Source organism: Timonella sp. A28 (assembly GCF_051200815.1).
In the GTDB taxonomy this organism is placed as follows: Bacteria; Actinomycetota; Actinomycetes; order Actinomycetales; family Cellulomonadaceae; genus Timonella.
Genome location: NZ_CP195159.1, coordinates 150,784 through 173,766, shown reverse-complemented (window position 1 = coordinate 173,766; position 22,983 = coordinate 150,784). Strand labels below are relative to the sequence as shown.

The 22,983-nt window shown below is 52.3% G+C and carries 20 protein-coding genes; 12 read left to right on the top strand and 8 right to left on the bottom strand.

The window, feature by feature from the left end:
• Positions 1-15 precede the first annotated feature (15 nt).
• Both ACR9EC_RS00725 and ACR9EC_RS00720 read right to left on the bottom strand, forming a co-directional pair.
• On the bottom strand, positions 16-1,095 hold the full coding sequence (locus ACR9EC_RS00725; RefSeq protein ID WP_435299616.1) for an adenylate/guanylate cyclase domain-containing protein: 1,080 nt from the start codon (positions 1,093-1,095) through the stop codon (positions 16-18).
• Between the two features lie 4 nt (positions 1,096-1,099).
• Positions 1,100-1,951 (bottom strand): biotin--[acetyl-CoA-carboxylase] ligase, encoded by an 852-nt coding sequence (locus ACR9EC_RS00720; RefSeq protein ID WP_435299615.1) that lies wholly within the window; start codon positions 1,949-1,951, stop codon positions 1,100-1,102.
• Positions 1,952-2,085: 134 nt separating this feature from the next.
• Here ACR9EC_RS00720 and ACR9EC_RS00715 point away from each other — a divergent pair, with 134 nt between their 5' ends.
• Together ACR9EC_RS00715 and ACR9EC_RS00710 are read left to right on the top strand one after the other, a co-directional pair.
• Positions 2,086-3,666 carry an acyl-CoA carboxylase subunit beta gene (locus ACR9EC_RS00715; RefSeq protein ID WP_435299614.1) on the top strand — a complete coding sequence of 527 codons (1,581 nt, stop codon included), beginning with the start codon at positions 2,086-2,088 and terminating at the stop codon, positions 3,664-3,666.
• 30 nt (positions 3,667-3,696) lie between these two features.
• Positions 3,697-3,954, top strand: coding sequence for an acyl-CoA carboxylase subunit epsilon (locus ACR9EC_RS00710; RefSeq protein ID WP_435299613.1), 258 nt, complete (start codon positions 3,697-3,699; stop codon positions 3,952-3,954).
• A gap of 60 nt (positions 3,955-4,014) precedes the next feature.
• On the opposite strand, the gene ACR9EC_RS00705 is transcribed toward ACR9EC_RS00710, so the two are convergent.
• The 3 genes from ACR9EC_RS00705 to ACR9EC_RS00695 form a co-directional block, all read right to left on the bottom strand.
• Positions 4,015-6,024, bottom strand: coding sequence for an ABC transporter ATP-binding protein (locus ACR9EC_RS00705; protein ID WP_435299612.1), 2,010 nt, complete (start codon positions 6,022-6,024; stop codon positions 4,015-4,017).
• A gap of 1 nt (position 6,025) precedes the next feature.
• Positions 6,026-7,759: an ABC transporter ATP-binding protein gene (locus ACR9EC_RS00700; RefSeq protein WP_435299611.1), complete on the bottom strand. Its 1,734-nt coding sequence runs from the start codon at positions 7,757-7,759 to the stop codon at positions 6,026-6,028.
• A 225-nt stretch (positions 7,760-7,984) separates the two neighbouring features.
• A complete protein-coding gene (locus tag ACR9EC_RS00695) occupies positions 7,985-8,662 on the bottom strand; it encodes a vitamin K epoxide reductase family protein (RefSeq protein ID WP_435299610.1) in 678 nt (225 codons plus the stop codon).
• A 241-nt stretch (positions 8,663-8,903) separates the two neighbouring features.
• Here ACR9EC_RS00695 and ACR9EC_RS00690 point away from each other — a divergent pair, with 241 nt between their 5' ends.
• Positions 8,904-10,610 carry a DUF885 domain-containing protein gene (locus ACR9EC_RS00690; RefSeq protein WP_435299609.1) on the top strand — a complete coding sequence of 569 codons (1,707 nt, stop codon included), beginning with the start codon at positions 8,904-8,906 and terminating at the stop codon, positions 10,608-10,610.
• A 56-nt stretch (positions 10,611-10,666) separates the two neighbouring features.
• Here ACR9EC_RS00690 and ACR9EC_RS00685 read toward each other — a convergent pair whose 3' ends face one another.
• Complete coding sequence (locus tag ACR9EC_RS00685; protein WP_435299608.1) at positions 10,667-11,167, bottom strand: hypothetical protein; 501 nt, start codon at positions 11,165-11,167, stop codon at positions 10,667-10,669.
• A 99-nt stretch (positions 11,168-11,266) separates the two neighbouring features.
• Between ACR9EC_RS00685 and ACR9EC_RS00680 the strand changes: the two genes are divergently transcribed.
• A complete protein-coding gene (locus tag ACR9EC_RS00680; protein ID WP_435299607.1) occupies positions 11,267-11,917 on the top strand; it encodes a Maf family protein in 651 nt (216 codons plus the stop codon).
• 167 nt (positions 11,918-12,084) lie between these two features.
• Positions 12,085-13,872 carry a biotin carboxylase N-terminal domain-containing protein gene (locus ACR9EC_RS00675; RefSeq protein ID WP_435299606.1) on the top strand — a complete coding sequence of 596 codons (1,788 nt, stop codon included), beginning with the start codon at positions 12,085-12,087 and terminating at the stop codon, positions 13,870-13,872.
• 58 nt (positions 13,873-13,930) lie between these two features.
• Here the strand turns inward: ACR9EC_RS00675 and ACR9EC_RS00670 are convergent, their stop codons facing one another.
• A complete protein-coding gene (locus tag ACR9EC_RS00670) occupies positions 13,931-14,140 on the bottom strand; it encodes a PLDc N-terminal domain-containing protein (RefSeq protein WP_435299605.1) in 210 nt (69 codons plus the stop codon).
• A 173-nt stretch (positions 14,141-14,313) separates the two neighbouring features.
• On the opposite strand from ACR9EC_RS00670, the gene ACR9EC_RS00665 reads away from it, so the two are divergent.
• From ACR9EC_RS00665 to ACR9EC_RS00640, 6 genes are read left to right on the top strand one after another with little or no spacing between them, the layout of a single operon-like run.
• A complete protein-coding gene (locus tag ACR9EC_RS00665) occupies positions 14,314-15,534 on the top strand; it encodes a cytidylyltransferase domain-containing protein (RefSeq protein ID WP_435299604.1) in 1,221 nt (406 codons plus the stop codon).
• A gap of 34 nt (positions 15,535-15,568) precedes the next feature.
• On the top strand, positions 15,569-16,456 hold the full coding sequence (locus tag ACR9EC_RS00660; protein WP_435299603.1) for an N-acetylneuraminate synthase family protein: 888 nt from the start codon (positions 15,569-15,571) through the stop codon (positions 16,454-16,456).
• 6 nt (positions 16,457-16,462) lie between these two features.
• On the top strand, positions 16,463-17,500 hold the full coding sequence (locus ACR9EC_RS00655) for a glycosyltransferase family 2 protein (protein WP_435299602.1): 1,038 nt from the start codon (positions 16,463-16,465) through the stop codon (positions 17,498-17,500).
• Complete coding sequence (locus ACR9EC_RS00650; protein WP_435299601.1) at positions 17,497-18,894, top strand: polysialyltransferase family glycosyltransferase; 1,398 nt, start codon at positions 17,497-17,499, stop codon at positions 18,892-18,894. The genes ACR9EC_RS00655 and ACR9EC_RS00650 overlap by 4 nt, the downstream gene beginning before the upstream one ends.
• Positions 18,891-19,892: a hypothetical protein gene (locus tag ACR9EC_RS00645; RefSeq protein WP_435299600.1), complete on the top strand. Its 1,002-nt coding sequence runs from the start codon at positions 18,891-18,893 to the stop codon at positions 19,890-19,892. The genes ACR9EC_RS00650 and ACR9EC_RS00645 overlap by 4 nt, the downstream gene beginning before the upstream one ends.
• Before the next feature lie 14 nt (positions 19,893-19,906).
• Positions 19,907-21,109: a DUF6716 putative glycosyltransferase gene (locus ACR9EC_RS00640; RefSeq protein ID WP_435299599.1), complete on the top strand. Its 1,203-nt coding sequence runs from the start codon at positions 19,907-19,909 to the stop codon at positions 21,107-21,109.
• A gap of 55 nt (positions 21,110-21,164) precedes the next feature.
• Here the strand turns inward: ACR9EC_RS00640 and ACR9EC_RS00635 are convergent, their stop codons facing one another.
• Positions 21,165-22,220, bottom strand: a complete 1,056-nt coding sequence (locus ACR9EC_RS00635; protein WP_435299598.1) for a glycosyltransferase — start codon at positions 22,218-22,220, stop codon at positions 21,165-21,167.
• Between the two features lie 173 nt (positions 22,221-22,393).
• Here ACR9EC_RS00635 and ACR9EC_RS00630 point away from each other — a divergent pair, with 173 nt between their 5' ends.
• Positions 22,394-22,936 (top strand): NUDIX domain-containing protein, encoded by a 543-nt coding sequence (locus tag ACR9EC_RS00630; RefSeq protein ID WP_435299597.1) that lies wholly within the window; start codon positions 22,394-22,396, stop codon positions 22,934-22,936.
• Positions 22,937-22,983: the final 47 nt, after the last annotated feature.

The following is a 22,983-nucleotide window of genomic DNA, read 5'->3' as shown; positions in this document are numbered from 1 at the left end:
GGCATATTCATCGCATCAGGCCGGTTCGCTTGGCCCGCTTGGTGAGTATGCCCATTGAAGTTGCACTGGTGCGATTGTTCCTAGTCCTTGAATGTCGCGTTCGCTCTGCCCCGTTAACGCAAATCGCTGATCGCCGGCAAGCAGTGAAGCTGTATGCGGGTCGAGTAACACTGAACCAGGTTCCGCCTCGTTAGAGAGCCGGGCTGCAAGATTCACCGACGAACCAAAAACATCACCAAAGCGTGACAGCACCCTGCCCCACACGAGTGACACCCGCACTTGAGGCAGGTCTTTCGCTTCATCGCTGCGGCCAGCATTGGCTAATCCGAGCGCAACTTTGGCCCCGGTATACGCGTCGTCAGCAATATATAAGACTGCGTCACCGATAGTTTTCACTACTCGCCCGCCGGCTTTTGTAACCACGTCACGAGCCGCAGCTTCAAAGTTAGACACAAAATCGGAGAGCTCAGAAGAACGCATCTGCGCTGTTTGAGAAGTAAACGAAACAATATCTGCAAAACCTACGGCACGCGGCAAAGGCAGCAGACCTTGTCCACGCTCACCATCAGCTTTTGCTCCACCAAATTCGACATACCAACGCCCTGCCAACGCGGCCATCTGCCTACGCCACGCATGTGCCATTTGTTCCACAAACACCGGCGCCATGTCTTCCAATCTGGAAAGGACTTCTAAACGCGCGCTGGTGTCATCGAGGTCAAAGCTGTGCGCAAAGTGTTCGACTAACGCTTCTGCCTGCCACAGTGCCAAACGTTCAGTAGTGTGCCCGACCGAACGGATCAAAGACGTTAGGGTGCGGTGATCAAACTGTTCTTTTTCTGCCAGTTCAAACAATATTTTGAGTGCGTGTGCGTCGTCTGCAGTAAAAGTTTTTGAGGTGGCATCTGAGACTGGTAAGCCTATGGTTTGCCAGTATGTGTTTACTTGTGCCGATGTGGCACCTGTGGCTTCACACAGTTCTTCTTCTGTGTATATTGCTTTACCGCGTAAAAGAGATTCGTCAAGAATACGAGCCCGTTCTTTAGGGTCAACAAGTGCGTCATTGGTGGGCTCGGTAGGCTGAATCTCAGAAGTCACCCACCTAGTCTAGTCGAAGGTGATACACGTCACCGAAACGTATCGTGTGCGTCTGACCTGTTTCATCGCGCACGATGAGTCCGCCGTCCACGTCAAAGCCGAGCGCAACCCCACACAGTGGCGTCTTACCTGGTTGCTCAACGCGCACCTGCGCGCCAAGCGTGGCGCTAACAGCTTTAGTTTTGTCGAGGATTCCTGCGCGAGTAACATCGCCATCGCATTCTTCCCACACCGCAATATTTTTTAAAATATGTGCAGTACATCGAGCGAGAAACCTATCTGCGTCAAGGATTTTTGCCCCACACACATACGCTGAGGTCGCTTGTGCAACAGGAAGCTGCTCACGAGTCTGAGACACATTTAGCCCAACGCCAATTATGAAACCGCCTTGTGGTGTGTGCTCTACAAGGATTCCACCGATTTTACGGAGGTTCTGCCAGCCTTCTAACGGTTCTTCATCGGTATCAACGAGTATGTCGTTCGGCCATTTCACGTGGGCAGACAAGTGTGTGTACTCTCGCACGCAATCAACAACGCTGCTTCCCACGAGCAAAGGCAGCCAGGTAGCCACCTCTGCTGGAACGTCAAGCCACGTATGGATGGAGAACGTTAACGCGGTATCGGGCGGTGTCACCCAATCCCGTCCCGCCCTGCCTCGTCCTGCGCGTTGTCGAGTCGTCGCAAAAAGTGTGGGGCCATCCCACTGATACGTTTCTGCGGTGACGAGTTGCTCAAGTTCACGATTTGTTGAACTCGCAGTTTCTACAACGACTACGGCAACAGCTGGCTCACCTTCATCGGCCAAAAACTGGCTGATGCGTTGAGGCGACAAGGAAACCTGCGGGGCAATGTCCATGTTTTCATCATCTCCTGCACCGCGCTTTTCCCCAACCGCACACACCCTTTTGTAGATTGTCTACAACTGAGTGGGAGATTCCGCACGTGTGGCACTACAGACGTTTAACCGTTTCTACAATAGTCTCTAAAATTGTGACTGAACTTTCGACGACAGCAGGCAAACTCGCTAACTTGGCGCACCGCTACGAAGAAGCGGTAACCAAGCATGAAGAGAACGCACAGCACAAGCAACACCCCCGCAAGAAAAAAACTGCGCGGGAACGCATCGACATGCTGCTAGACCCCGGCTCATTCGTCGAGTTAGATGCTTTTGCAAAACACCGTTCATCTAACTTCGGACTTGATAAGAAACGCATCGCAGGTGACGGCGTTGTCGTCGGCTATGGAACCGTTGACGGACGTCAAGTGTGCGTTTACAGCCAAGATTTCACCACATTCGGTGGGTCCCTTGGTGAAGTTCACGGCCAAAAAATTACTAAAGTTATGGACCTTGCATTACGCACAGGGGTACCCATCATTGGTATATCTGATGGCGGTGGCGCACGCATCCAAGAAGGCGTAGCGGGACTTACTCAGTTCGCCGAAATTTTCCGTCGCAATGTTGCAGCCTCAGGGGTAATCCCCCAAATCTCGCTCATCCTCGGTCCATCTGCGGGTGGCGCAGTGTACTCCCCTGCACTCACCGACTTTATTGTGATGGCTGACGGCACCTCCAACATGTTCATCACAGGCCCAGACGTTATTCGCGCAGTAACCGGAGAAGACGTCGGCTTTGAAGAGCTCGGTGGCGCACAAACGCACAATGAACGTTCCGGTGTCGCACACTTTATGGGCGCCGACGAAGAAGACGCCATCGACTACGTGCGATCTTTGTTAAGTTACCTCCCCCAAAATAACCTCAGCGACCCACCGCACTTCGCACTTCCAGCTGACGTCGAGATCACAGACCATGATCGCGAACTCGACACGCTCATCCCTGATGCAGATTCACGCCCCTACGACATGCGCGAAGTCATTGAGCACATCGTTGACGAAGGCGTATTCCTTGAGGTTCAGCCACTCTACGCCCAAAACATAATCATCGGGTTCGCTCACGTTGAAGGCGAATCAGTAGGTATCGTCGCTAACCAGCCGCTGTCCATGGCTGGCACCCTCGACATTAACGCGGCCGAAAAAGCCGCCCGTTTCGTTCGCACCTGCGATGCCTTCAACATTCCTGTACTTACGCTTGTAGACGTGCCAGGCTTCCTCCCTGGTACAGACCAAGAATGGAACGGCATTATTCGCCGTGGCGCAAAACTTATCTACGCCTATGCAGAAGCAACGGTTCCACTCGTTACGCTCATCACCCGTAAAGCTTATGGCGGTGCCTACATTGTTATGGGCTCCAAGCAGCTTGGGGCAGACATCAACTTGGCGTGGCCTACCGCGCAGATCGCTGTGATGGGTGCGGGCGGCGCCGTCAACATTCTGCAGCGTGGTGCGCTTAAAGCAGTTTCTGACGCTGGCGGTGATGTGGATGCAGAACGTGCTCGACTCACACAGGAATACGAAGAAGCGATCGTCAACCCGTGGGACGCTGCCGAGCGTGGATATGTTGATGCTGTTATCGCACCGCATGAAACACGCGCTCAAGTTGTTAAAGCCCTCCGTGCGCTCCGCACAAAACGAGCTTCACTGCCGTCTAAGAAACACGGCAACATTCCGCTGTAAACCGATGGTGACGCTACGAATGGACATCTCATGAGTGAAGCAACACAAGATGACATCCTCGCTGCCGCTCTCAGTGCTGCAACCGAGGTAAAAGTTGTAGGCGGGCAGCCTAACGACGACGAAGTTGCTGCGCTCGTAGCAAGTTTGGTTGCTGTTGCAAGTGCACAACCTGACGATGAAGCTGACGATGCTGCACCACAAAACCAGTGGACTAATCATCAACGTCGTTTAGAGCCACGAACACCAACGCGTGGCCGTGATGCGTGGCGCTGGTCATTGCGTGCCTAACCATATTTTTCGCATACGCGAAGGGGCCCCACACTCAAGTGTGGGGCCCCTTCGTTGCTTTTAACCGGACACTAGTTCGCCTTCTTGGTCAAGTGGCCCAGAGAATTGCGAGTTGTACAGTCTCGCATATGCTCCGTCTCGTTCAAGTAGGGATTCGTGGTTGCCTTGTTCAACTATTCGGCCTTCTTCCATCACCAAAATGGTGTCGGCGTCGCGGATAGTCGATAGGCGGTGTGCGATCACGAAGCTGGTGCGGTCTTCACGCAACGCAGCCATAGCGTTTTGCACCAATAGTTCGGTACGCGTATCCACACTTGATGTGGCCTCATCCAAGATCAGCAAGGATGGGTTTGCTACGAAGGCGCGAGCAATGGTGATCAGCTGCTTTTCACCGACTGAAACGTTTGTTCCTTCTTCGTCGATGATGGTGTCGTATCCGTCTGGCAATGCTCGAACGAATCGGTCAACAAAGGTTGCTTTCGCAGCTGCGATAACTTCGTCGTCTGTTGCGTCGAGTTTTCCGTATCGGATGTTATCCATGATGGATCCACCGAACAGCCACGCATCTTGAAGAACCATGCCAACCTTTGAACGCAAATCTGCGCGACGAATGTCTGTAATGTTGACGCCGTCAAGTTCAATCGTTCCTGATTGGATCTCATAAAACCTCATGACGAGGTTCACGAGGGTTGTTTTTCCTGCGCCTGTTGGCCCAACAATTGCAACCGTGTGACCTGGGTGTGCTTCAAAGGAGAGGTCTTCAATGAGTGGCTGGTCCGGGTTGTATGAGAAGTGAACGTTTTTGAATTCGACTCGGCCATCGGTACGTGCTGGTAGTTCTGCGCGTACGGTGTCTGGGTCTTGTTCTTCAGCATCAAGCATTTCGAAGGTGCGTTCTGCACTTGCCACACCTGATTGCAGCATGTTTGCCATTCCTGCGATCTGACCTAGTGGCTGAGTGAACTCTCGTGAGTATTGGATAAAGGCTGTTGCGTCACCCAACGATAGTTGACCTGATGCGACCCGTAGCCCACCAACAACAGCGATGCCGACGTAAGCGAGGTAGCTGATAAAGTTCATGACCGGGTAGATCATGCCAGACATGAACTGTGCACCGAATGATGCTTCGTAAAGTGCATCGTTTCTGTCTCGGAAACGTTCAACCATGTCTTTTTCGCGACCAAAAACTTTCATAAGTTCATGACCGGAGAAAGATTCTTCAATTTGACCGTTTAACGCGCCTGTTGTCTTCCACTGACGCGTGAATAGGGTTTGCGCACGGGACCCGATTACACCAGCTGCTACGGCTGATAGAGGCAACGCGATGAGGGCAATCAAAGCTAGCTGCCACGAGACGATGAACATCATGATGATGATACCGATGACGCTCAAAACTGACTGGATCAGTTGAGAGATTGCCTGTTGGAGCGCATTTTGGATGTTGTCCACGTCGTTTGTTACTCGGGAAAGGACATCGCCACGCTGTTTGTTGTCGAAGTACCCCAACGGCAGACGGTTGAGTTTGTCTTCAACGTCTTGACGAAGCTTGTATACGACTTTCATGACAAGTCTGTTGAGCAACCAGCCGGAGCACCAGCTAAAGAACGCACCTACAAGATACATGGCGAGCACGATCAAAATGTAGGTTAGTAGCTGTGTGAAGTCGATGCCTTGTCCAGGCACGATATCCATGCGGGCAAGCATGTCAGCTTGGTTGGTGTCTCCAGAAGCACGTAGTTGCTCGATGACGACGTTAATGTCTGTTCCTGCTGGGATGTTGAGCCCAAGTGCCCCAGCAAAAATGACGTCCATTCCTTTTCCAAGGATCCGAGGAGCGATCACTGCTAAGACAACAGCCACAACCAGCATGCCAATGACAACGGCCATGCCCACTTTATAAGGTGACAGCAAACCTACGAGTCGTTTTGCAGAGGGCCAAAAGTGTTCTGCTTTTCGCGCTGGTGCACCTTCTGACCACACATCGATGTTTCCCGCGTTTGCGAATTCGTCGACTTCTTCGATTTCTGCTTCGAGTACTGCGTCGAGGGTCTTTTTCTCTTTGCGAGCCATGTTAAGAAGCCTCCTGCGCAGCAAGTTGGGACATCACAATTTCTTGGTATGTCTGGGAACTTTCGAGTAGTTCTTGGTGTGTACCACGATCAACAACCGCACCATTTTCTAGTACTAAAATCTGGTCGGCGTGTGTGATTGTGGATATTCGTTGCGCAACAATAATGACGGTGGCGTCTTTAGTGGGTTCGACGAGGGCTGCACGCAGTCGTGCATCCGTCACAACGTCTAGTGCAGAGAATGAATCGTCAAATAGGTAAATTTCTGGTTGTGCGGCGATCGCTCGGGCAATACACAAACGCTGTCGTTGCCCACCAGAAACATTTGTTCCGCCTTGAGAGACGCGTGATTCAAGTTGTTGGTCGCGGTCTCGAACAAAATCTTCTGCTTGAGCTATACGTAAGGCTTCCCATACGTCTTCGTCACTAGCGTCTTGCGCACCAAAGCGAATGTTTGAGCTGATCGTGCCAGAGAACAAGTAGGGGCGTTGCGGCACTGAAGCCACGGAACGAGACAGTTGTTCGCGGGACAAGTTTGAAACAGATACGCCACCGATGGTGATGTCTCCACCTGTCACGTCATAGAGGCGTGGTATGAGGTTCAAAAGCGTAGTTTTACCTGCTCCCGTTGATCCGACTATCGCAGTAGTTTGACCAGGGCGAGCGGTAAAGGAAACGTTGTTGAGGATGGGCTCTTCTGCGCCTTCATATCCGAAGGTGACGTTCGTGAACTCGACGGTCCCATCTACAGGGGCAGCACCGGCAGTGTCGACGTTGTCTTTCATCGACGATTCAGTGTCCAGAACTTCAGTTATACGTTCTGCACAGACCATCGCACGTGGAATCATCATGGCCATGAATGTTCCCATCATGACTGCCATTAAGATTTGTAGGAGGTATTGCAAGAAGGCTGTCAGTGCTCCAATTTCAACTTGACCAGCATCGACGCGGTGACCACCAAACCACAAAACCGCTGCGGTTGCGATGTGCAAAATCATTGCAATGACAGGGAACATCAAAACGAAGAGGTTACCTACTTGCACGCCAACGCGCGTGAGTTTTGCGTTTGCGTCTTCGAATCGTTCTGCTTCGTGGTCTTCTCGTACGAAAGCACGCACCACACGTAAACCTGAGATTTGTTCACGCAGCACACCGTTTATGCCGTCGATGCGCGTCTGCATTTGGCGGAACAGCGGCATCAAAAAGAATACGAGAACGCCAACGACGATAAGCAGCACCGGCACTGAAACCCATACCAGCCAAGACAAGCCTGGGTCTTCACGCAGTGCCATGATGACTCCACCAACACACATGATTGGTGCAGCGACCATAAAGTTTAAGGCCAACAGTACGAGCATTTGTACTTGTTGCACATCGTTTGTGCCACGCGTGATCAGCGTTGCTGCACCAAATTTATTAACATCCTGCGCGGAAAATGAGGTGACTGATTGGAAGACACTTCGGCGAATGTCTCGACCAATAGCCATCGCAGTTTTTGCCCCAAAGTAGACTGCGGCAACTGCAGTAATGACCTGCACGAAAGCAACCACCAGCATGATTCCACCGGTGCGCCAAATATAGTCGACGTCTCCGTAAAAAACGCCTTCGTCAATTATTTTTGCGTTCAAACTTGGTAAGTAAAGAGTGGCAATTGTTGTAGCCAGCTGCAGTATCAGTACCGCGAAAATCCATAACGAATATGGTTTCGAATGTCTCAATATGAGCTGCATAAGCATAGTGAGTCCCCGTTCCTTCTTGTCTAGTCCTCAGCGCTTACCCTCGAAAGTATTGTGCCCTGTTCCTCTGACATTGTGCACCTATTTTTCGATTACTACGCTCTGATTCAGGTTTTATCGCGCGAAGAAACGCTTCCAGTGGCAAACTCACTTGTAAAAGTGATGGCGCCCAAGTTGTCTCTCCTCAACTTGGACGCCATCGTTTTGGGGGTAGGTCTGTTTGTTTTATGCGATGAGCGCTGGACCGTACTTCACGACCAACATGATTGTTACTAGCGCGACCCACGCAATGAACACATAGAGATCATAGTGGTTGCGGACGAATGCACGAGCACGCTCACGATTTTTCCCAGAACGCCATATATTGTCTTCACGAATGTTGTAATGCAACAGAGTGAGCAAGATGAGCGGGGTGACGTATGTGATGGTTAAGCACCATGGGCACATAGCCCCGATAACAAACATTGACTGCACGAATAGCCAGATAGCAAACGCGGTTGCAAACACGTAAATAACTTGTTCAGTCAGTGCAAACCAGCGCGGCAATTTTGTTCCGCTTAATCCCAGCAACGCCATGGTTACCACCATGGGTTCAAACATCAAGCCGAGGAAAACGTTCGGGAAGCCAAAAGCGGAAGCCTGCCACGAAAGTGCAACCGTTCCACAGTTCAACACCTCATTGAAGTTGCAGGAAAGGCCTATTGAAGGGTCTGCGGCAAGTTTGATTGCATCAATAGCTAAAACGAAAGCAGCAACAAGTGAGATTACTGCTGCTACAAGCATCGCCCCAAAGATACGAGTGTTTGAGTGCCGTTTTCCGGTCAGGGCTGTAGCAAGTTCTTCTAATTCCTCTTCGCTGAGTTCTTCGAAGTTTTCTTCAACGGCTGTTCGAGTGTCTGTCATGGTTTCCCTCTGTCGTTGTCCCCGTTTACCTAGCATCTGATGTTTTTGACCGGTTCGAAGGGGACGATGGTCCCTCGCTCTTGTGACAGTCACACGCCTTTTACACGTAACGCAAGATTGGATAAATAATGCCGTCTGCACACTATAGAACGCAACTGTTTCCTGTGGCTAAAGGTGCCCTGCCTTACGCTGCCCAAGAAAATGCCAACATTGCAGTTCACAAGTGAGGTAGCGTCGTTGTATGACTTCACAAAAACGTTCTACTACAGCAGTAGACGCTATCGCCGAACAGTATCTTGCCGCGTCGTGTGTGCTTGACCCCTTCATGGCAACAAGTATGGGCTTGCCGGGCTATGACCACCTCGTAACGGATCTTTCACCCGCAGGTATTGAAGCGTCTGCGCGCCTTGCACGCGTGACTTTGGATGAGCTGGACACTGTTGATCCGGTTGACGAGATCGATGCGGTTACAATCGCCGCGATGCGTGAGCGCTTGGGCTTAGAAGTTGAGCTTTTTGATTCTGGTTGGGTGTTTGCCGATCTGAACAATATTGCTTCACCGCTTCAAGGGTTACGTGACATTTTTGATGTGTCCCCTACTGCTTCAGTTCAAGATTGGGAAAACATTGCTTCTCGTCTGAACTTGTTGCCTACTTCTCTTGAGGGATACGTTGAGTCGTTAGCTCACGGTTTATCGTTGGGTAAGGTTCCAGCTCAACGGCAAGTCGAATTGGGAATCGCCGAAGCGAGCGAGAACGCTGACGCAGAAAAATCTTTCTTCTTCTCGTTCGTCCGCAACGACGATGCCAAGGCGGCTATCGCCAAGTCAGATGACGGCGAGGCCTTACGCGAGCAGTTAGAAAAAGGTGCGGCAGCAGTCGCTCAATCGTACGGAAAGCTTGCTGAGTTTTTGCGTGAGCGTGTCTTACCGTTAGCTCCTGCTAAGGACGCTGCGGGCCGTGAACGCTATGAGCTTGCTTCACGCTCATTCCTAGGCGCACAAATCGACCTTGATGAGACGTACGAGTGGGGTTTGCAAGAACTTGCCCGTATCGTCGACGAACAGCAGGCCATTGCCGAGCAACTGTATGGCCCTGGCACTACTCTTGAGCAGGCGTTCGAGAACCTTGATAACGATGAACGCTACTTGTTGCATTCCAAAGATGAGCTTAAAGCGTGGATGCAAGAGACCTCAGATCAGGCTATCCGTGAATTGAACGGCGTTCACTTTGACATCCCTGAACCGGTAAAAACCCTTGAGTGCATGATTGCGCCTACGCAAACGGGCGGCATCTATTACACGCCACCTTCAGATGATTTCTCGCGTGCCGGCCGCATGTGGTGGTCTGTTCCACCGTCAGTAACGTCGTTCAACACGTGGCGTGAAAAAACCACGGTTTATCACGAGGGTGTACCTGGGCACCACTTGCAGTGTGCTCAAGCTGTTTATCTGCGTGAGACGTTGAATTCGTGGCGTCGTCTAGCGTGCTGGGTTTCTGGGCATGGTGAAGGTTGGGCGTTGTATGCCGAGCGCCTCATGGAAGACCTTGGCTATCTTGAAGACCCAGCAGACAAGTTAGGCATGCTGGATGGGCAGCGGCTGCGCGCGGCTCGTGTTGTTCTCGATATTGGCGTTCACTTGGAAAAGCCATGCCCAGAAGAATGGGGCGGCGGCACGTGGGACGCGGACAAGGCTTGGGAGTTCTTGAAGGCAAATGTGAACATGCCTGAAGCGTTCGTGCGTTTTGAGTTGAACCGGTACCTGGGCTGGCCAGGTCAAGCACCGTCGTACAAGGTTGGGCAACGTTTGTGGGAGAACATTCGCGACGATGCACAGGCCCGTGCATTTGAGCGTGGTGAAGAATTCTCGATGAAGGAATTCCATGCTCGTGCTCTAGCGTTGGGTTCTGTTGGTCTCGATGTTTTGCAAGAAGCACTAGCTAACTAATCACGCAGGAGTGGGGTGGCACCGTTAGATAACGGTGCCACCCCACTTTCATTGTTTTAACTCGTGTGTGCTGCGCTTGCGCCTTGTCGTAGCCACTTTTCACGTAATGTCAGTATTCCTGTAAGGACTGTTGCTCCTAGGGAGAATGTAAGTAGTCCGTACCCGTAATCGCTTGGATAGTAGTCGCGTAGGTGTTGGGTTGCGGCAAGTGCTTCGGATACTGCAGCTAATGTCACCAGCGAACTTACTGCAACAGTAATAAGAAAACCTGAGATAACCCACAGGTATATGAGGTACGTGGTTGGGTGCTCGCTGTATTGAATTTTTGCGCCTTGTCGTAGCCACTTTTCACGCATCATTGCAGTCCACGTAACGAGTGTGAAAATAAGTGTCACCAACGCTACTACCCAAAAGAGATGTGAGATAAATGTATAGCCAGGGCTTGTTGGGTATGTTGGTGCGGCGTCGGCAGCGTTCCCTAAAGCCATTCCACCAACGTAGGTGACTACTATAAGTACAGCGGAAACCACCCACATATATTTAATGTGTTTTGACAATTCTTCTCCGTCTTCACCTGTAATGCCGTTTTACCACTGATTTTAGGTATCAAAGGGTGCTTCTGCAGTCCCCCTAAGGTCGTAGGTTAGGGTTGTAGCGTGCGTTTTATTCTTGCTTCGTCGTCGCCTGCCCGTCTCACCATCATGCGCAGCGCAGGCATTGAACCTCTTGTGCGGGTAAGCCACGTTGACGAAGACGCTTTATTGAATCGCAGACGAGCACACGCCGGGTTTCTAGAACCTTCCGAAACCGTGTTAGAACTTGCGCAGGCAAAATGCGAAGCCGTTGCATCAGCCTTACCTCAAGTGCCTCTCACTGAGTTAGAAGATGGTGCGCTCGTTGTGGGCTGCGATTCTATGCTGGAATTTAACGGCGAGATCATGGGGAAACCGCACACGCCTGATGAAGCAACTGCTCGTTGGCAGTCGATGCGGGGCAAACGGGGCACGCTTCATACTGGCCATTGGGTTGTTCGTTTAGATTCGGCTGGTACTGCAGTAGATGCGGTAGGGGCTGTCAGTTCAACAGACGTATGGTTTGCTCATCTTTCCGATGAAGAGATTCACGCCTATGTGGCATCTGAAGAACCGTTACATGTTGCTGGAGCCTTCACCATTGACGGTTTAGGTGGCCCTTTTATTGACCGCATTGAAGGCGACCATCATGGTGTGATCGGTTTGAGTTTGCCTCTCATGCGCACGCTAACACTGTCGCTTGGTGTCCCCTGGCATTCCTTATGGAATCGTTAACTTTTGTTGATAGCCACGAATGAGGGGCGAACAATTCGGTCATGGAGGGCGACCGCCATGGAGGATTCCTACAAACAGGACCTGCGTTGCTTGCGGTGCCCGCCAATCTTTTCACCTATCTGCTCTGGAGCGTGAAAAGTATAGGCATTTCGGTTTACTGTTAGGCAGTGTCCGCTATCAAAAAGGTTCTCATCGCTAACCGAGGCGAAATCGCCGTCCGCATCATTCGCGCGTGCTCTGACTATGGCGTGCAAAGTGTAGCTGTCTATGCTGATTCGGATCGTGACGCGCTCCATGTCAAGCTTGCATCCGAGGCTTTCTCCCTAGGGGGAACCCGTGCACAAGACACATACCTCGACATTGAAAAACTGTTAGACGTTGCCGAACGCAGCGGCGCAAACGCAGTCCACCCTGGCTATGGCTTCCTTGCCGAGAACGCTCAGTTCGCTCAAGCTGTCATTGATGCTGGGCTTATCTGGATCGGTCCATCACCTGCGTCCATTGACGGCTTAGGTGACAAAGTTAGCGCACGCCACATTGCGCAACGCGCTGGCGCCCCTCTCGTACCTGGCACCCCAGATCCTGTTGAGAGCGCCCAAGAAGTCCACGATTTTGCGCAATCTCACGGCCTCCCTATCGCGATTAAAGCCGCTTTTGGTGGCGGTGGCCGTGGTTTGAAGGTTGCACGCACCGAATCTGAAATCACCGAACTGTACGAATCAGCGGTACGTGAAGCAACCGCAGCGTTTGGCCGCGGCGAATGCTTTGTTGAACGATACTTAGACAAGCCGCGCCACGTTGAAACACAATGCTTAGCTGACGCACACGGAAACGTTGTGGTTGTTTCTACTCGTGACTGCTCCCTACAGCGTCGCCACCAAAAACTTGTTGAAGAAGCCCCTGCACCATTCTTGTCCGACGAACAAAACGCTCGCCTTGTTGAGTCATCAAAAGCAATTTTGAAAGAAGCCGGCTATCAGGGAGCGGGAACATGCGAGTTCCTGGTTGGGCTTGATGGAACTATTTCCTTCCTTGAAGTCAACACTCGCTTGCAGGTTGAGCACCCAGTGACTGAAGAAATCACTGGAATTGATCTTGTTCTTGAACAGTTCCGAATCGCTGAAGGCCAAGCGCTCTCTTTCGACGACCCAACTCCGCGCGGTCACTCGCTTGAGTTCCGTATCAACGGTGAAGACCCTGCCTTAAACTTCTTGCCGCAGCCAGGAAAAATTTCTGCGTTGAAGTTCCCTAGTGGCCCGGGTGTCCGTATTGATACGGGCGTTGAAGAGGGCGACGTCATTTCTGGTGCGTTCGACTCCATGATCGCTAAGGTTATTGTTACTGGCGCGACACGTGAACAAGCTATTGCTAGGGCTCGTCGCGCATTAAGCGAAATGACTGTGGAAGGTATCCCAACGGTTCTGCCATTCCATCAGGCTGTTCTCAATGCGGAAGCTTATGCTCCAGCAGACGCAACTACCCCATTTTCTGTGTACACCAGTTGGATCGAAACAGAGTTCATGGACGTGTGCCGTGCACTTTCGCCTAACTCAGCTAGCCAAGATGCCACAGAAGAAGAGCAAGCCACCGAACGCGTTGTTGTTGAAGTTGGCGGTAAACGCCTCGAGGTTGTTATCCCTGCCGCGTTGGGCTTGGCCGCTGGACGTGCGGCACGTGGCGGTAATGGTTCTCGTCGTCCGCAACGACGCAGCAGCGCGAAAGCTGGAACTGTAGCTTCCGGAAACTCGCTTGCTTCCCCCATGCAGGGAACAATCGTCAAGATTGCTGCAGAAGAAGGTGCAACTGTTGCTGAAGGCGAGCTCATCGTCGTCTTGGAAGCAATGAAGATGGAACAACCATTGCTGGCGCACCGTGCCGGCACCATCAAGTCTTTGACTGCTGCTGTTGGTCAAACAGTCAGTTCAGGAACAGTCATCTGCGAAATTATTGACTGATGTAAGGTACATTCACGTATCAGTGGGGCCGCGCTATGTATAGCGTGGCCCCACTTTTTTAAATGAAGTTACGTGTGGACTTCCCTAAAACGAACCATAAAATTGGGCCAATAGGCGATATAAGAACAATCAGTAACGCCCACATGATGCGCATGCCATCACTCAGTGAGGTCGTCTTTAGCATGTCGATCAGTGCAACAACGATGAGAACCACTGAAGCAACGATCAAGAGCATGAAGAAAATCATTGATCCAAACATAAATTCCATGCTTCTTTTTGTACCTTTCTCAAGTAAAACAGTCACCACAAACTAGCACACCTCCGTTTTCATCATTCCTGGCATGTGGTTCACCCGAATGTCACCAAAAACTAATCCGGCGCTCATGAACCTGCCACCCGTACGCAAGTTCACGTCAACTTACGACACATACTGTCCATGGTGTGACTACGGATACATTCCTCGACGAGCAGGTGCTCGTCGTCATTCCGGCCCGAGGCGGATCCAAGGGCATACCAGATAAAAACCTTCAACGCGTAGGTGACCACACGCTTATTGCGCGGGCTGTCGCGACCGCACGCGCAACACCGTTGGTAAGCGCTGTTGTCGTATCGACGGATTCAGAACGCATAGCTGCTGAAGCACGTACTGCTGGGGCCGAGATCGTTATGCGACCCGAGCATCTTGCAGACGATCTTGCTTCGTCCGAATCTGCGGTGCTCCACGCACTAGAAAGCTACCGTGCAGACAACAACGCTTTTCCTGCCGTCACGGTCTTCTTACAGTGCACCTCGCCTTTCCTTAACGCCACTCACCTCAATGAAGCGATTAGAAAAGTCGGTGACAACACACACGACGTTGTTTTTTCCGTGACAGCAGATCACGGCTTCCAGTGGACCGTCACTAACGGGAAGCCTGCTGCCGTTGGACATTCCCCCGCACAACGATTGCGCAGACAAGACCGGCCACCACATTTTCGGGAAACAGGGTCGTTCTACGTGTTCAACACCCAAGGGTTCCTAGCGGCACAGCACCGTTTTTTCGGTTCCATTGGGTTCGCACTCGTCGACCAGCAAGACGCCATAGAAATCGACACTCCTGAAGACCTAGCACTATGTCAGTTACTTGCGAACATGCGCGCACACGTGCCGCATGCTGCCCCAGACGTTAGCGCACTGGGAATCGACGTTGACGCTGTTGTCACCGATTTTGATGGCGTGCACACCAATGATTCTGCGTTACTTTCCACTGACGGCAGCGAACACGTCACGGTATCTCGATCTGACGGCATGGGAGTAGCGCTCCTACGCAATCACGGCGTGCCACTCCTGATCCTCTCAACCGAAAAGAACCCTATCGTTTCGGCACGAGCCAAAAAACTCGGCGTTGACGTGCTGCAAGGCATAGACGATAAAGCAGCAGCACTCAATGCTTGGCTGTCAGCCAACCGCCTTGATCCACAACGCGTCGCATATGTCGGCAACGACATCAATGACCTTCCCGCTATGGCCCTCGTCGGCTGGCCTATAGCGGTCGCAGATGCGCGCGACGACGTAAAACACGCAGCATGCATCACCCTCACACGACGTGGCGGACACGGCGCAGTACGCGAAGTCTGCGACCTTGTCCTCCACGCTCACAACCGCACCAATTCCCCCACCTAACAGCGCCTACAGCGCATATCCGAAAAGGAAAATCATGGAAACAACACATATCGCACCTGTCGCAATCGGACAACAGCAGGTAGGAGAAAACCAACCTGTTTATGTGATCGGTGAAATCGGCATCAACCATAACGGTTCCGTCGACATCGCCAAACAGCTCATTGATGTTGCCGCTGAAGCGGGCGCAAACGCTGTGAAATTCCAAAAGCGTACACCTGAAATTTCTACACCGGTGAAACAGCGCGACCAGATCAGACAAACCCCATGGGGCGAAATGACGTATCTGGATTACCGCTACCGTGTGGAATTTGATGATGTGCAATACAAAGAGATCGGCAATTACGCGGCCGAGCGCGGCCTGCACTGGTTTGCCTCGCCGTGGGATGTCCCCTCCGTCGAGTTCCTCGAAAACCAAGGAGTACCAACACACAAGGTTGCTTCTGCTTCAGTGACTGACACAGAACTGCTACAGGCTCTCGCCCAAACCGGTAAACCAATCATTTTGTCCACGGGCATGTCCACGCTGGAACAAATTGATAAGGCAGTAGAGATCCTTGGCACCAGCAAACTTGTCATGATGCATGCCACCTCCACCTACCCACTACCACCGGAAGAAGCCAACCTCCGCACTATCGACACCCTCCGCGAGCGCTATGGGGTTCCTGTCGGGTATTCGGGGCATGAGCGTGGATTGCAGATTTCTCTTGCGGCTGTCGCGTTGGGTGCGGTGACTGTGGAGCGGCACATCACGTTGGATCGTACGATGTGGGGTTCTGATCAGGCTGCGAGCCTTGAGCCTACTGGGTTTGTGAATTTGGTTCGTGATATTCGGATTCTGGAGCAGGCGATGGGTGATGGTGTGAAGCGCGTGTTCCCTGGTGAGCTTGCTCCGTTGTCGCGTCTTCGTCGTATCGACGGGTGAGTGTGCATGCGTGAACCGTTGGTGTCGGTGGTTATTCCGGCTAAGGATCAAGAACCGTTTATTCATACTGCGTTGATGAGTGTTGCTGGTCAGCGTATTGGGCGTGATTGTGTTGAGGTCATTGTTGTTAATGATGGGTCGACGGATGACACGATGGGTGTTGTTGAGTCGTGTGCGTCGTTGTTTCCTTTGTTGACAGTGATTGATTCGCCGCAGTCTCGTGGTGTGTCGTGGGCGCGTAATGCTGGTTTGCGGGCGGCGACTGGTGAGTTTGTTGGTTTTCTTGATCCGGATGACTGGTTGGGGCCGCAGTTTTTGGCATCAACGGTTCGCGCGTTGCGTGATTTGGGTGTGGATTTTGTTCGTACTGATCACACGCGTCATGAGCGGGGGCGTCGGTCGGTTGTTCGTGCGCCTCAGGCTGTTCGGTATGAGGTGTTGGATCCGTTGGCTGGGATTGCTGAGTGTGATTCGTCGACGATGATTGATTATCCCTTTCCGTGGGCGGGTTTGTTTCGTCGGGATGTGCTTGTTGAGCATGGCGTGTTTTTTGATGAGTCTGCTGCGACGGCTGAGGATCGGGAGTTTATGTGGCAGATGCATACGTGTGCGGATAGTTTTTCGGTGATTTCTGAGGCTGGCGTGTTTTACCGTCGTGGTGTGCAGGGGTCGTTGACTCAGGCTTTCACTGAAGCACAGTTTGGGTTTGTTGATGCTTTCACGTCTGTTTTGTTGAGGTTGAGTTCGTTGACTGCTGGGTCGCGTGCTTTTGCTGTGCGTGATGATTTGTTGCGTAAGGCGTGCCGGCAGTTGTGGGTGATTACGTTTTTTCATGTGGATCGGTATCGGCGGTCAGGGTTGCCTGCGGTTCAGGTTCGTTCTATGACGGCTCTTTTGTATGACCGGTTGCAGGAGGTTGTGTTGCGGTGGCCTGAGGTTGTTGCGGCATTGGATGTGTTTCCGCAGCCGCGGCGTGGGGTTTTGCTCGATTTTTTGCGTGAGGGTGCGGTAACTGAGCGCATGGTTCAGGGGGCAGGCAAGTGAGTCGTCCTGTTGAAGTGTATGAGGTTACGTCTCAGTTTCAATTGTTGAGTGTGATGGCTGCGATTTCGTCGGGTGTGGTGTCGCATCCTGATGCGCGCCGCATTTTAGTGGTGTGTAGTACTGCGGCTATACCTGAGACTGCACATAATTTGATGGATTCTCCTGTGTTGCAGGTTGCTGCTCCGTTGTTTGAGCGGGTCACGGATTTTAATGAGCTTATTTTTCCGTTGCGGCCCGCAGATTTTCAGCCGCGGACTAGTGATGCGCATGTGTGGGAGCGTTTGATGCGTTCCTGGTTGGGGATTGATCAGCATGCACGCGTGTCTTTGTTTGTGGAATCGTTGCAGGGGCAGCCTGCGCAGGCGTTCACAACTATTTTTTATGATGCGCCGATCTACGTTCATGCTGACGGGTTGATGGTGTATGGCCCGTCACGCAATGTTTTTCCGGCGCATATAGTGCAGCGGGTCCGGTGTGTTGTTTTCCCCGATTTTGTTCCGTCGTTGCAGCCGCTACTGTTGCGTGAAAGCAACCCTGAGTATGTGCGGGTGGACCATAGGTTTCTGCGTGATGCTATAGCGCAGGTTGCGGATAGCAGTGATCGTGAACAGTGTGTGTGGCCGGGTGGTGGAGCCGCTTTTTCGCTGGTTTTGGGCCAATATTTAGCTGATCTTGGTGTGTTGTCTGCGGAGGAAGAAACCCGGTTCATGTGTGAACTGTTGGTTCGTGCCGCGTCTGAGGTGGCTGGTCCTGTAGTGTTTCGTCCGCATCCTAGTGCGCCGCCGCAGTCGATGCGTGCACTCACTCAGTTCGCTCGCGATAACGATATTGATGTGATTGTTGATGTATCGCCTGTGCCTGCTGAAGTTCTCATGCACATGTACGCTCCGAAGGCAGTTTTTTCGCTGTTTTCCACTGGGTTAGCGTCAGCACGCTACTGGTATGGAATACCCGCGTATGCTCATGCGACAGAGTTACTCCTTGAACGGTTGTCTCCTTTTTCGAACTCTAACCGCATACCGGTGACATTATGTGACGCCCTATTTTCCTCGTCTACACAGTTCAATGATGTCGCTGAACTGTGCACACTTGTGCGCGCAGTGTCCTATGCGATGCAACCTCGCATCAATGCTGACCTTGTTACAGACGCTCAAGTTTTCATCAGCACACACACGGACATGCAGCCGCACATCACAGGTCTGCCTATGCAACCATTGTGGCGCCGTTACATAAAACGGTTACCCGCAGAAAAAGCAGGGCTCATACCGCCACCTGCAACGCCACAGCCTGCTCGTCTATTCACACCTATCCACAAGCAGGTGAGACGAGCGTGCGCGCCGTTCTTAAAGTTACGTATCAACGCCCGCACCACCGCGGCAAAGGACCAACCATGAGTAATTGGCGATCCATCGCACACGTCGAATCACCCTTGCAAACCTTAAACGTCGTTGAAGCGCACGCATACGGGATCCTCGGCCACAACACCCAATTACATGTGCGCGACCCACACTCAACGATTGCCCCTACCGTGCAAGCGTTACAGCACATAGGGGTACCCAACGGACTCAAAATTGTCGGCAAGAACGAAACAACAACGCCTGCACGCACCACCAAAACACACACCGCATACACGCACGTGCTCGGCGATCCATTCTCTGGCCAACAACAATCACGGCTGCTACGCCACACTCACGTATCAGAGATCGTCATCGTCGACGACGGCTTACACACCATAGCCGTACTCAATGCTCTTGCCGCCAACAAGCCCCTCGTCCGCCCTGGCATCGCTTCCTCTCCTGCCCGAAAAGCATTAGGTATGGCAATGACGCACATACTACGCAAAGCAGCATTCACACAACGGCTTACCGTGTTCACTGCAATGCCAGCAACAGCAGCTATCAAACACGACCTCGACATATTAGAGGCACACGCGGTCTTCCACACGTACCCGTGGCTCACCGCCCAAGAACCCACTCACCTCATCCCAGAACCTATCGTGTGTGTGGGCAGCGGCTTCGCCGCAGACGGACATATCAACCCACAACCGTACATTGATTGGGTTCATTCCCTGACTCACAACGGGCCTGTCCGCTATTTTCCCCACCGCAGAACCCCGCCACATATACGACAACGTATCGGCACACACGAACTCATAACTGTTGCAGAAGGACACCCCCTCGTCGAGCTTTCCTTAAGTTCGCTCACCAGCGAACACACAGTCCACATGCTCCCCACCACGGCGCTTCTCACGTTGGGGCCGCTACTACGCGCCAAAAACGTCACCATGCGCGCCCATCGAGTCCCCAACGAATGGTGGACGACAGATACACCTGCCCACCTGCGAGAGTTTTTAACCGAACCGTTGCACCTTTTTGAAACCCACACCCTATAACTGAAATGAATCACGTGAGCTTTTCAACACCAACCAGCCCAGTTACCGTCATCGCGCTGGCGGATTCTGACTCATATCTCAAATGGGCTGCCGCAACCTTAGATACCCTCAACGCTGATTTTCGCTGCCATCTGGTACTTGTACGATCGCCGATCATGCCCTCCCCACAGCAAATTGAGGCGGCGCTCGCCGGCACACGCTTTTCGGGGCAAGATATACGCGCGCTACGGCTATCTGAAGTAAAAAAATATGTTGAACGTTGTGAGCCCGATGTGTTGCTGCTCGCAGCAACAGGGCCAGTTGTTGAACTCGTCGCAGAGCTGAGTGTACGCATGAAGCGAAGGCCCGCCCTGATTTCTGGCATTCCAGGGATGGCGTTACCTGCACGCATCAAAGGCATGCGTTACCGTGCTCGCTGCCATTCACTCATTGTGCATTCGCGAATTGAAGCAACAGAATATGGTGCGGTCGCAGACCTTGCCGCCATGGAGAAAACTCTTGTGCTCTCTCATTTGCCTTTCTTACCGGCATTACAGCAGCCGCGGACACGTAAGGTTTCTACCGTACTGTTCACACCTCAAGCCCTCGTGCCCTCAACACGCACAGCTCGTGTTCGTATTCTTCAGACACTGCATGACACGGCACTCGCGCACCCGAACGTTCGTATCGTTATTAAAGTTCGAGCGTTAAAAGGCGAACAACAAACCCATCGTGAGCGTTTCGCATACGACGATCTATGGGCCGACATGTGCCGCAATAATACGTCCCTCTCCGCGCAAGCACTATCTTTTGCCACAGGTCCCCTCACCGACTTTTTTGATGACGGTGTAGCCCACGTGACGGTCTCTTCTACTGCCGCGTTAGAGTCGCTAGCGTATGGGCTGCCCACGTTAATTCTGCGAGATTTTGGACTCAACGAGCGCATGCTCAATTCCGTATTTGCGACGAGCGGCCTCGTCGGAACCCTTAACGACGTCGCACACATACGGTTTAACCACGTCAACGACGGCTGGCTCGAAGATAACTATTTCCATGAGCAGCCGTCACAGTTACCTCAACATGTAAAAGAGTTAGCTGCTGCAAGCCGTGCACGCACTCTTCCGCTGCATTCGCGGGCAGTAGGGCGAAAACGACTCTATTCTATTGCTCGAAATGCTGTTCGCACGATGGCTCCTGCCCACGTTACACGCCTCTTAAAACGCCTTCACATACTGTAATCAACTAAGGGTGGGGTTGCCTATGTATAGGCAACCCCACCATTATGTGACGAGTTCACTGGTTGTGGGCAGACTGCACGGCAGTTTTCCTGCCGCACAAGAATCCGATTCCCCAACTCATGTGCATCGTTGCTAACACCAGCGGTAGCACAAACCTGCTACGTACAGGCAATGTGCGGCCAGCCCACAGCCCACCAACACAGACGAGTGCGGCATAACCGACAGGGGCCATAAAACCAATAAGTAGCCACGGTGTCGTCGTGATAACACCTAGCAGCCCGACGAGAGTCCCTGCGATAAGTGCGAGAACCGCTGTCGGTGGTGCTAAGTATCGAAGCGAAGCAGTTTTTGCGTTTCTGCGTATTACTTCGCGACGCCACTGGCCGGTTCTACCAAATTGTCTCGCTAAAGCTTTTATTGAGGACCTTGGCTGGTATTCCACTTGGATGTCTGGGCGAAACCAAATGAGTCCACCCGATTCACGAATGCGGAAGTTAAGCTCCCAGTCTTCTGCACGTTCAAAATATTCGTCGTAATGCCCGACTCGATCAAGAGCAGTTTTACGGAACGTCCCCAAATATGCGGTTTCTTCTGGCCCCTCAACACCACCGACGTGAAAGGGTGCTGGCCCTATCCCCAGCGGGTGCGACATTGCTTGAGCTATCGCCCGCTCAAGGTCGGATTTTCCCACCGGTTTCATAATGCCACCAACATTGTCGGCACCGGTACGAATAAGAGTGTCCACCATGTTTTCGATGTACGTGTCCGGGAGTCTAGTGTGCCCATCGAATCGAACAATTATTTGCGCGCTATCTGGGCAGTTAGCTAAAGCAATATTCAAGCCGTGAGGTATCGCCCCATGAGGGTTATCGACGATCGTGACGCGTTTGTCGTGCAGCGCATACTCGTGGGCTATGCCGTACGTGTTATCACGCGAGGGTCCAACAGACACCACAATGCTGAACGCCCCTTGATAGGTTTGTTGAGCCACGGAGTCTAAAGCAGCTTCGAGGTACTCTTCTTCGTTTCGCACTGTCGCAATAACGCACACCTCTGGAAGAGTGCGTGATCGGCCAGTGTCCGATGGATTTTCAACGATTGTTGTGGACATAGCACACACAGTAGAAGCCTGACATGGACTGTGCGTTGCATGTTGCACAACAGAGCATGAAAGCACTAGAGCGCACATGAATCATTATCAAACCTCAGGCAAACGTTTAGGCCGCATGACCCTTTTAACTACCGGCTAACACACAACCTGTAACCATAAGATACGTTTGCTGTATGTCTGATTCTTCACGGCCAACTCCTCCATCCGCGCATGTAAGGATGCCTGGCGACGGTTGGGTGAATTGTCGTTGCGGCAATAAACATTGGGGACTCAACGGTGCTGCCGGGTTGTTCCTTGCACGCAAAAATTCGCGTGGCGAATGGAGCGACGTCGTCTTACAGCATCGGGCTTTGTGGAGTCATCAAGGCGGAACGTGGGGCATCCCAGGAGGTGCACTCATGGACGGCGAAACAGCGCATGACGCGGCTGTCCGCGAAGCACACGAAGAAGCAGGCATTGATAAAGCTCATGTTGTGAGGCTGGGCTCGCATGTTTTTTCACACGCCGATTGGTCATATACGACGATCATCGCCGAAAGCACGGACCCTCACATGAGAGTTCACCCCACCGACGCTGAATCCCTCGAAATTCAGTGGGTACCCCTCACCAACATTGTGGCCGCGCTCAACAGCCAACACCCTGATTTACGTTTACTACCAGCATTTGCTCACGCATTCCCGTCACTATATGCGGTATTAAAAAACTCTACGCATTAAATTCGTGTCTGTGCGGTGGGGTCAAATACCCGCAGGAGACAGCTTGT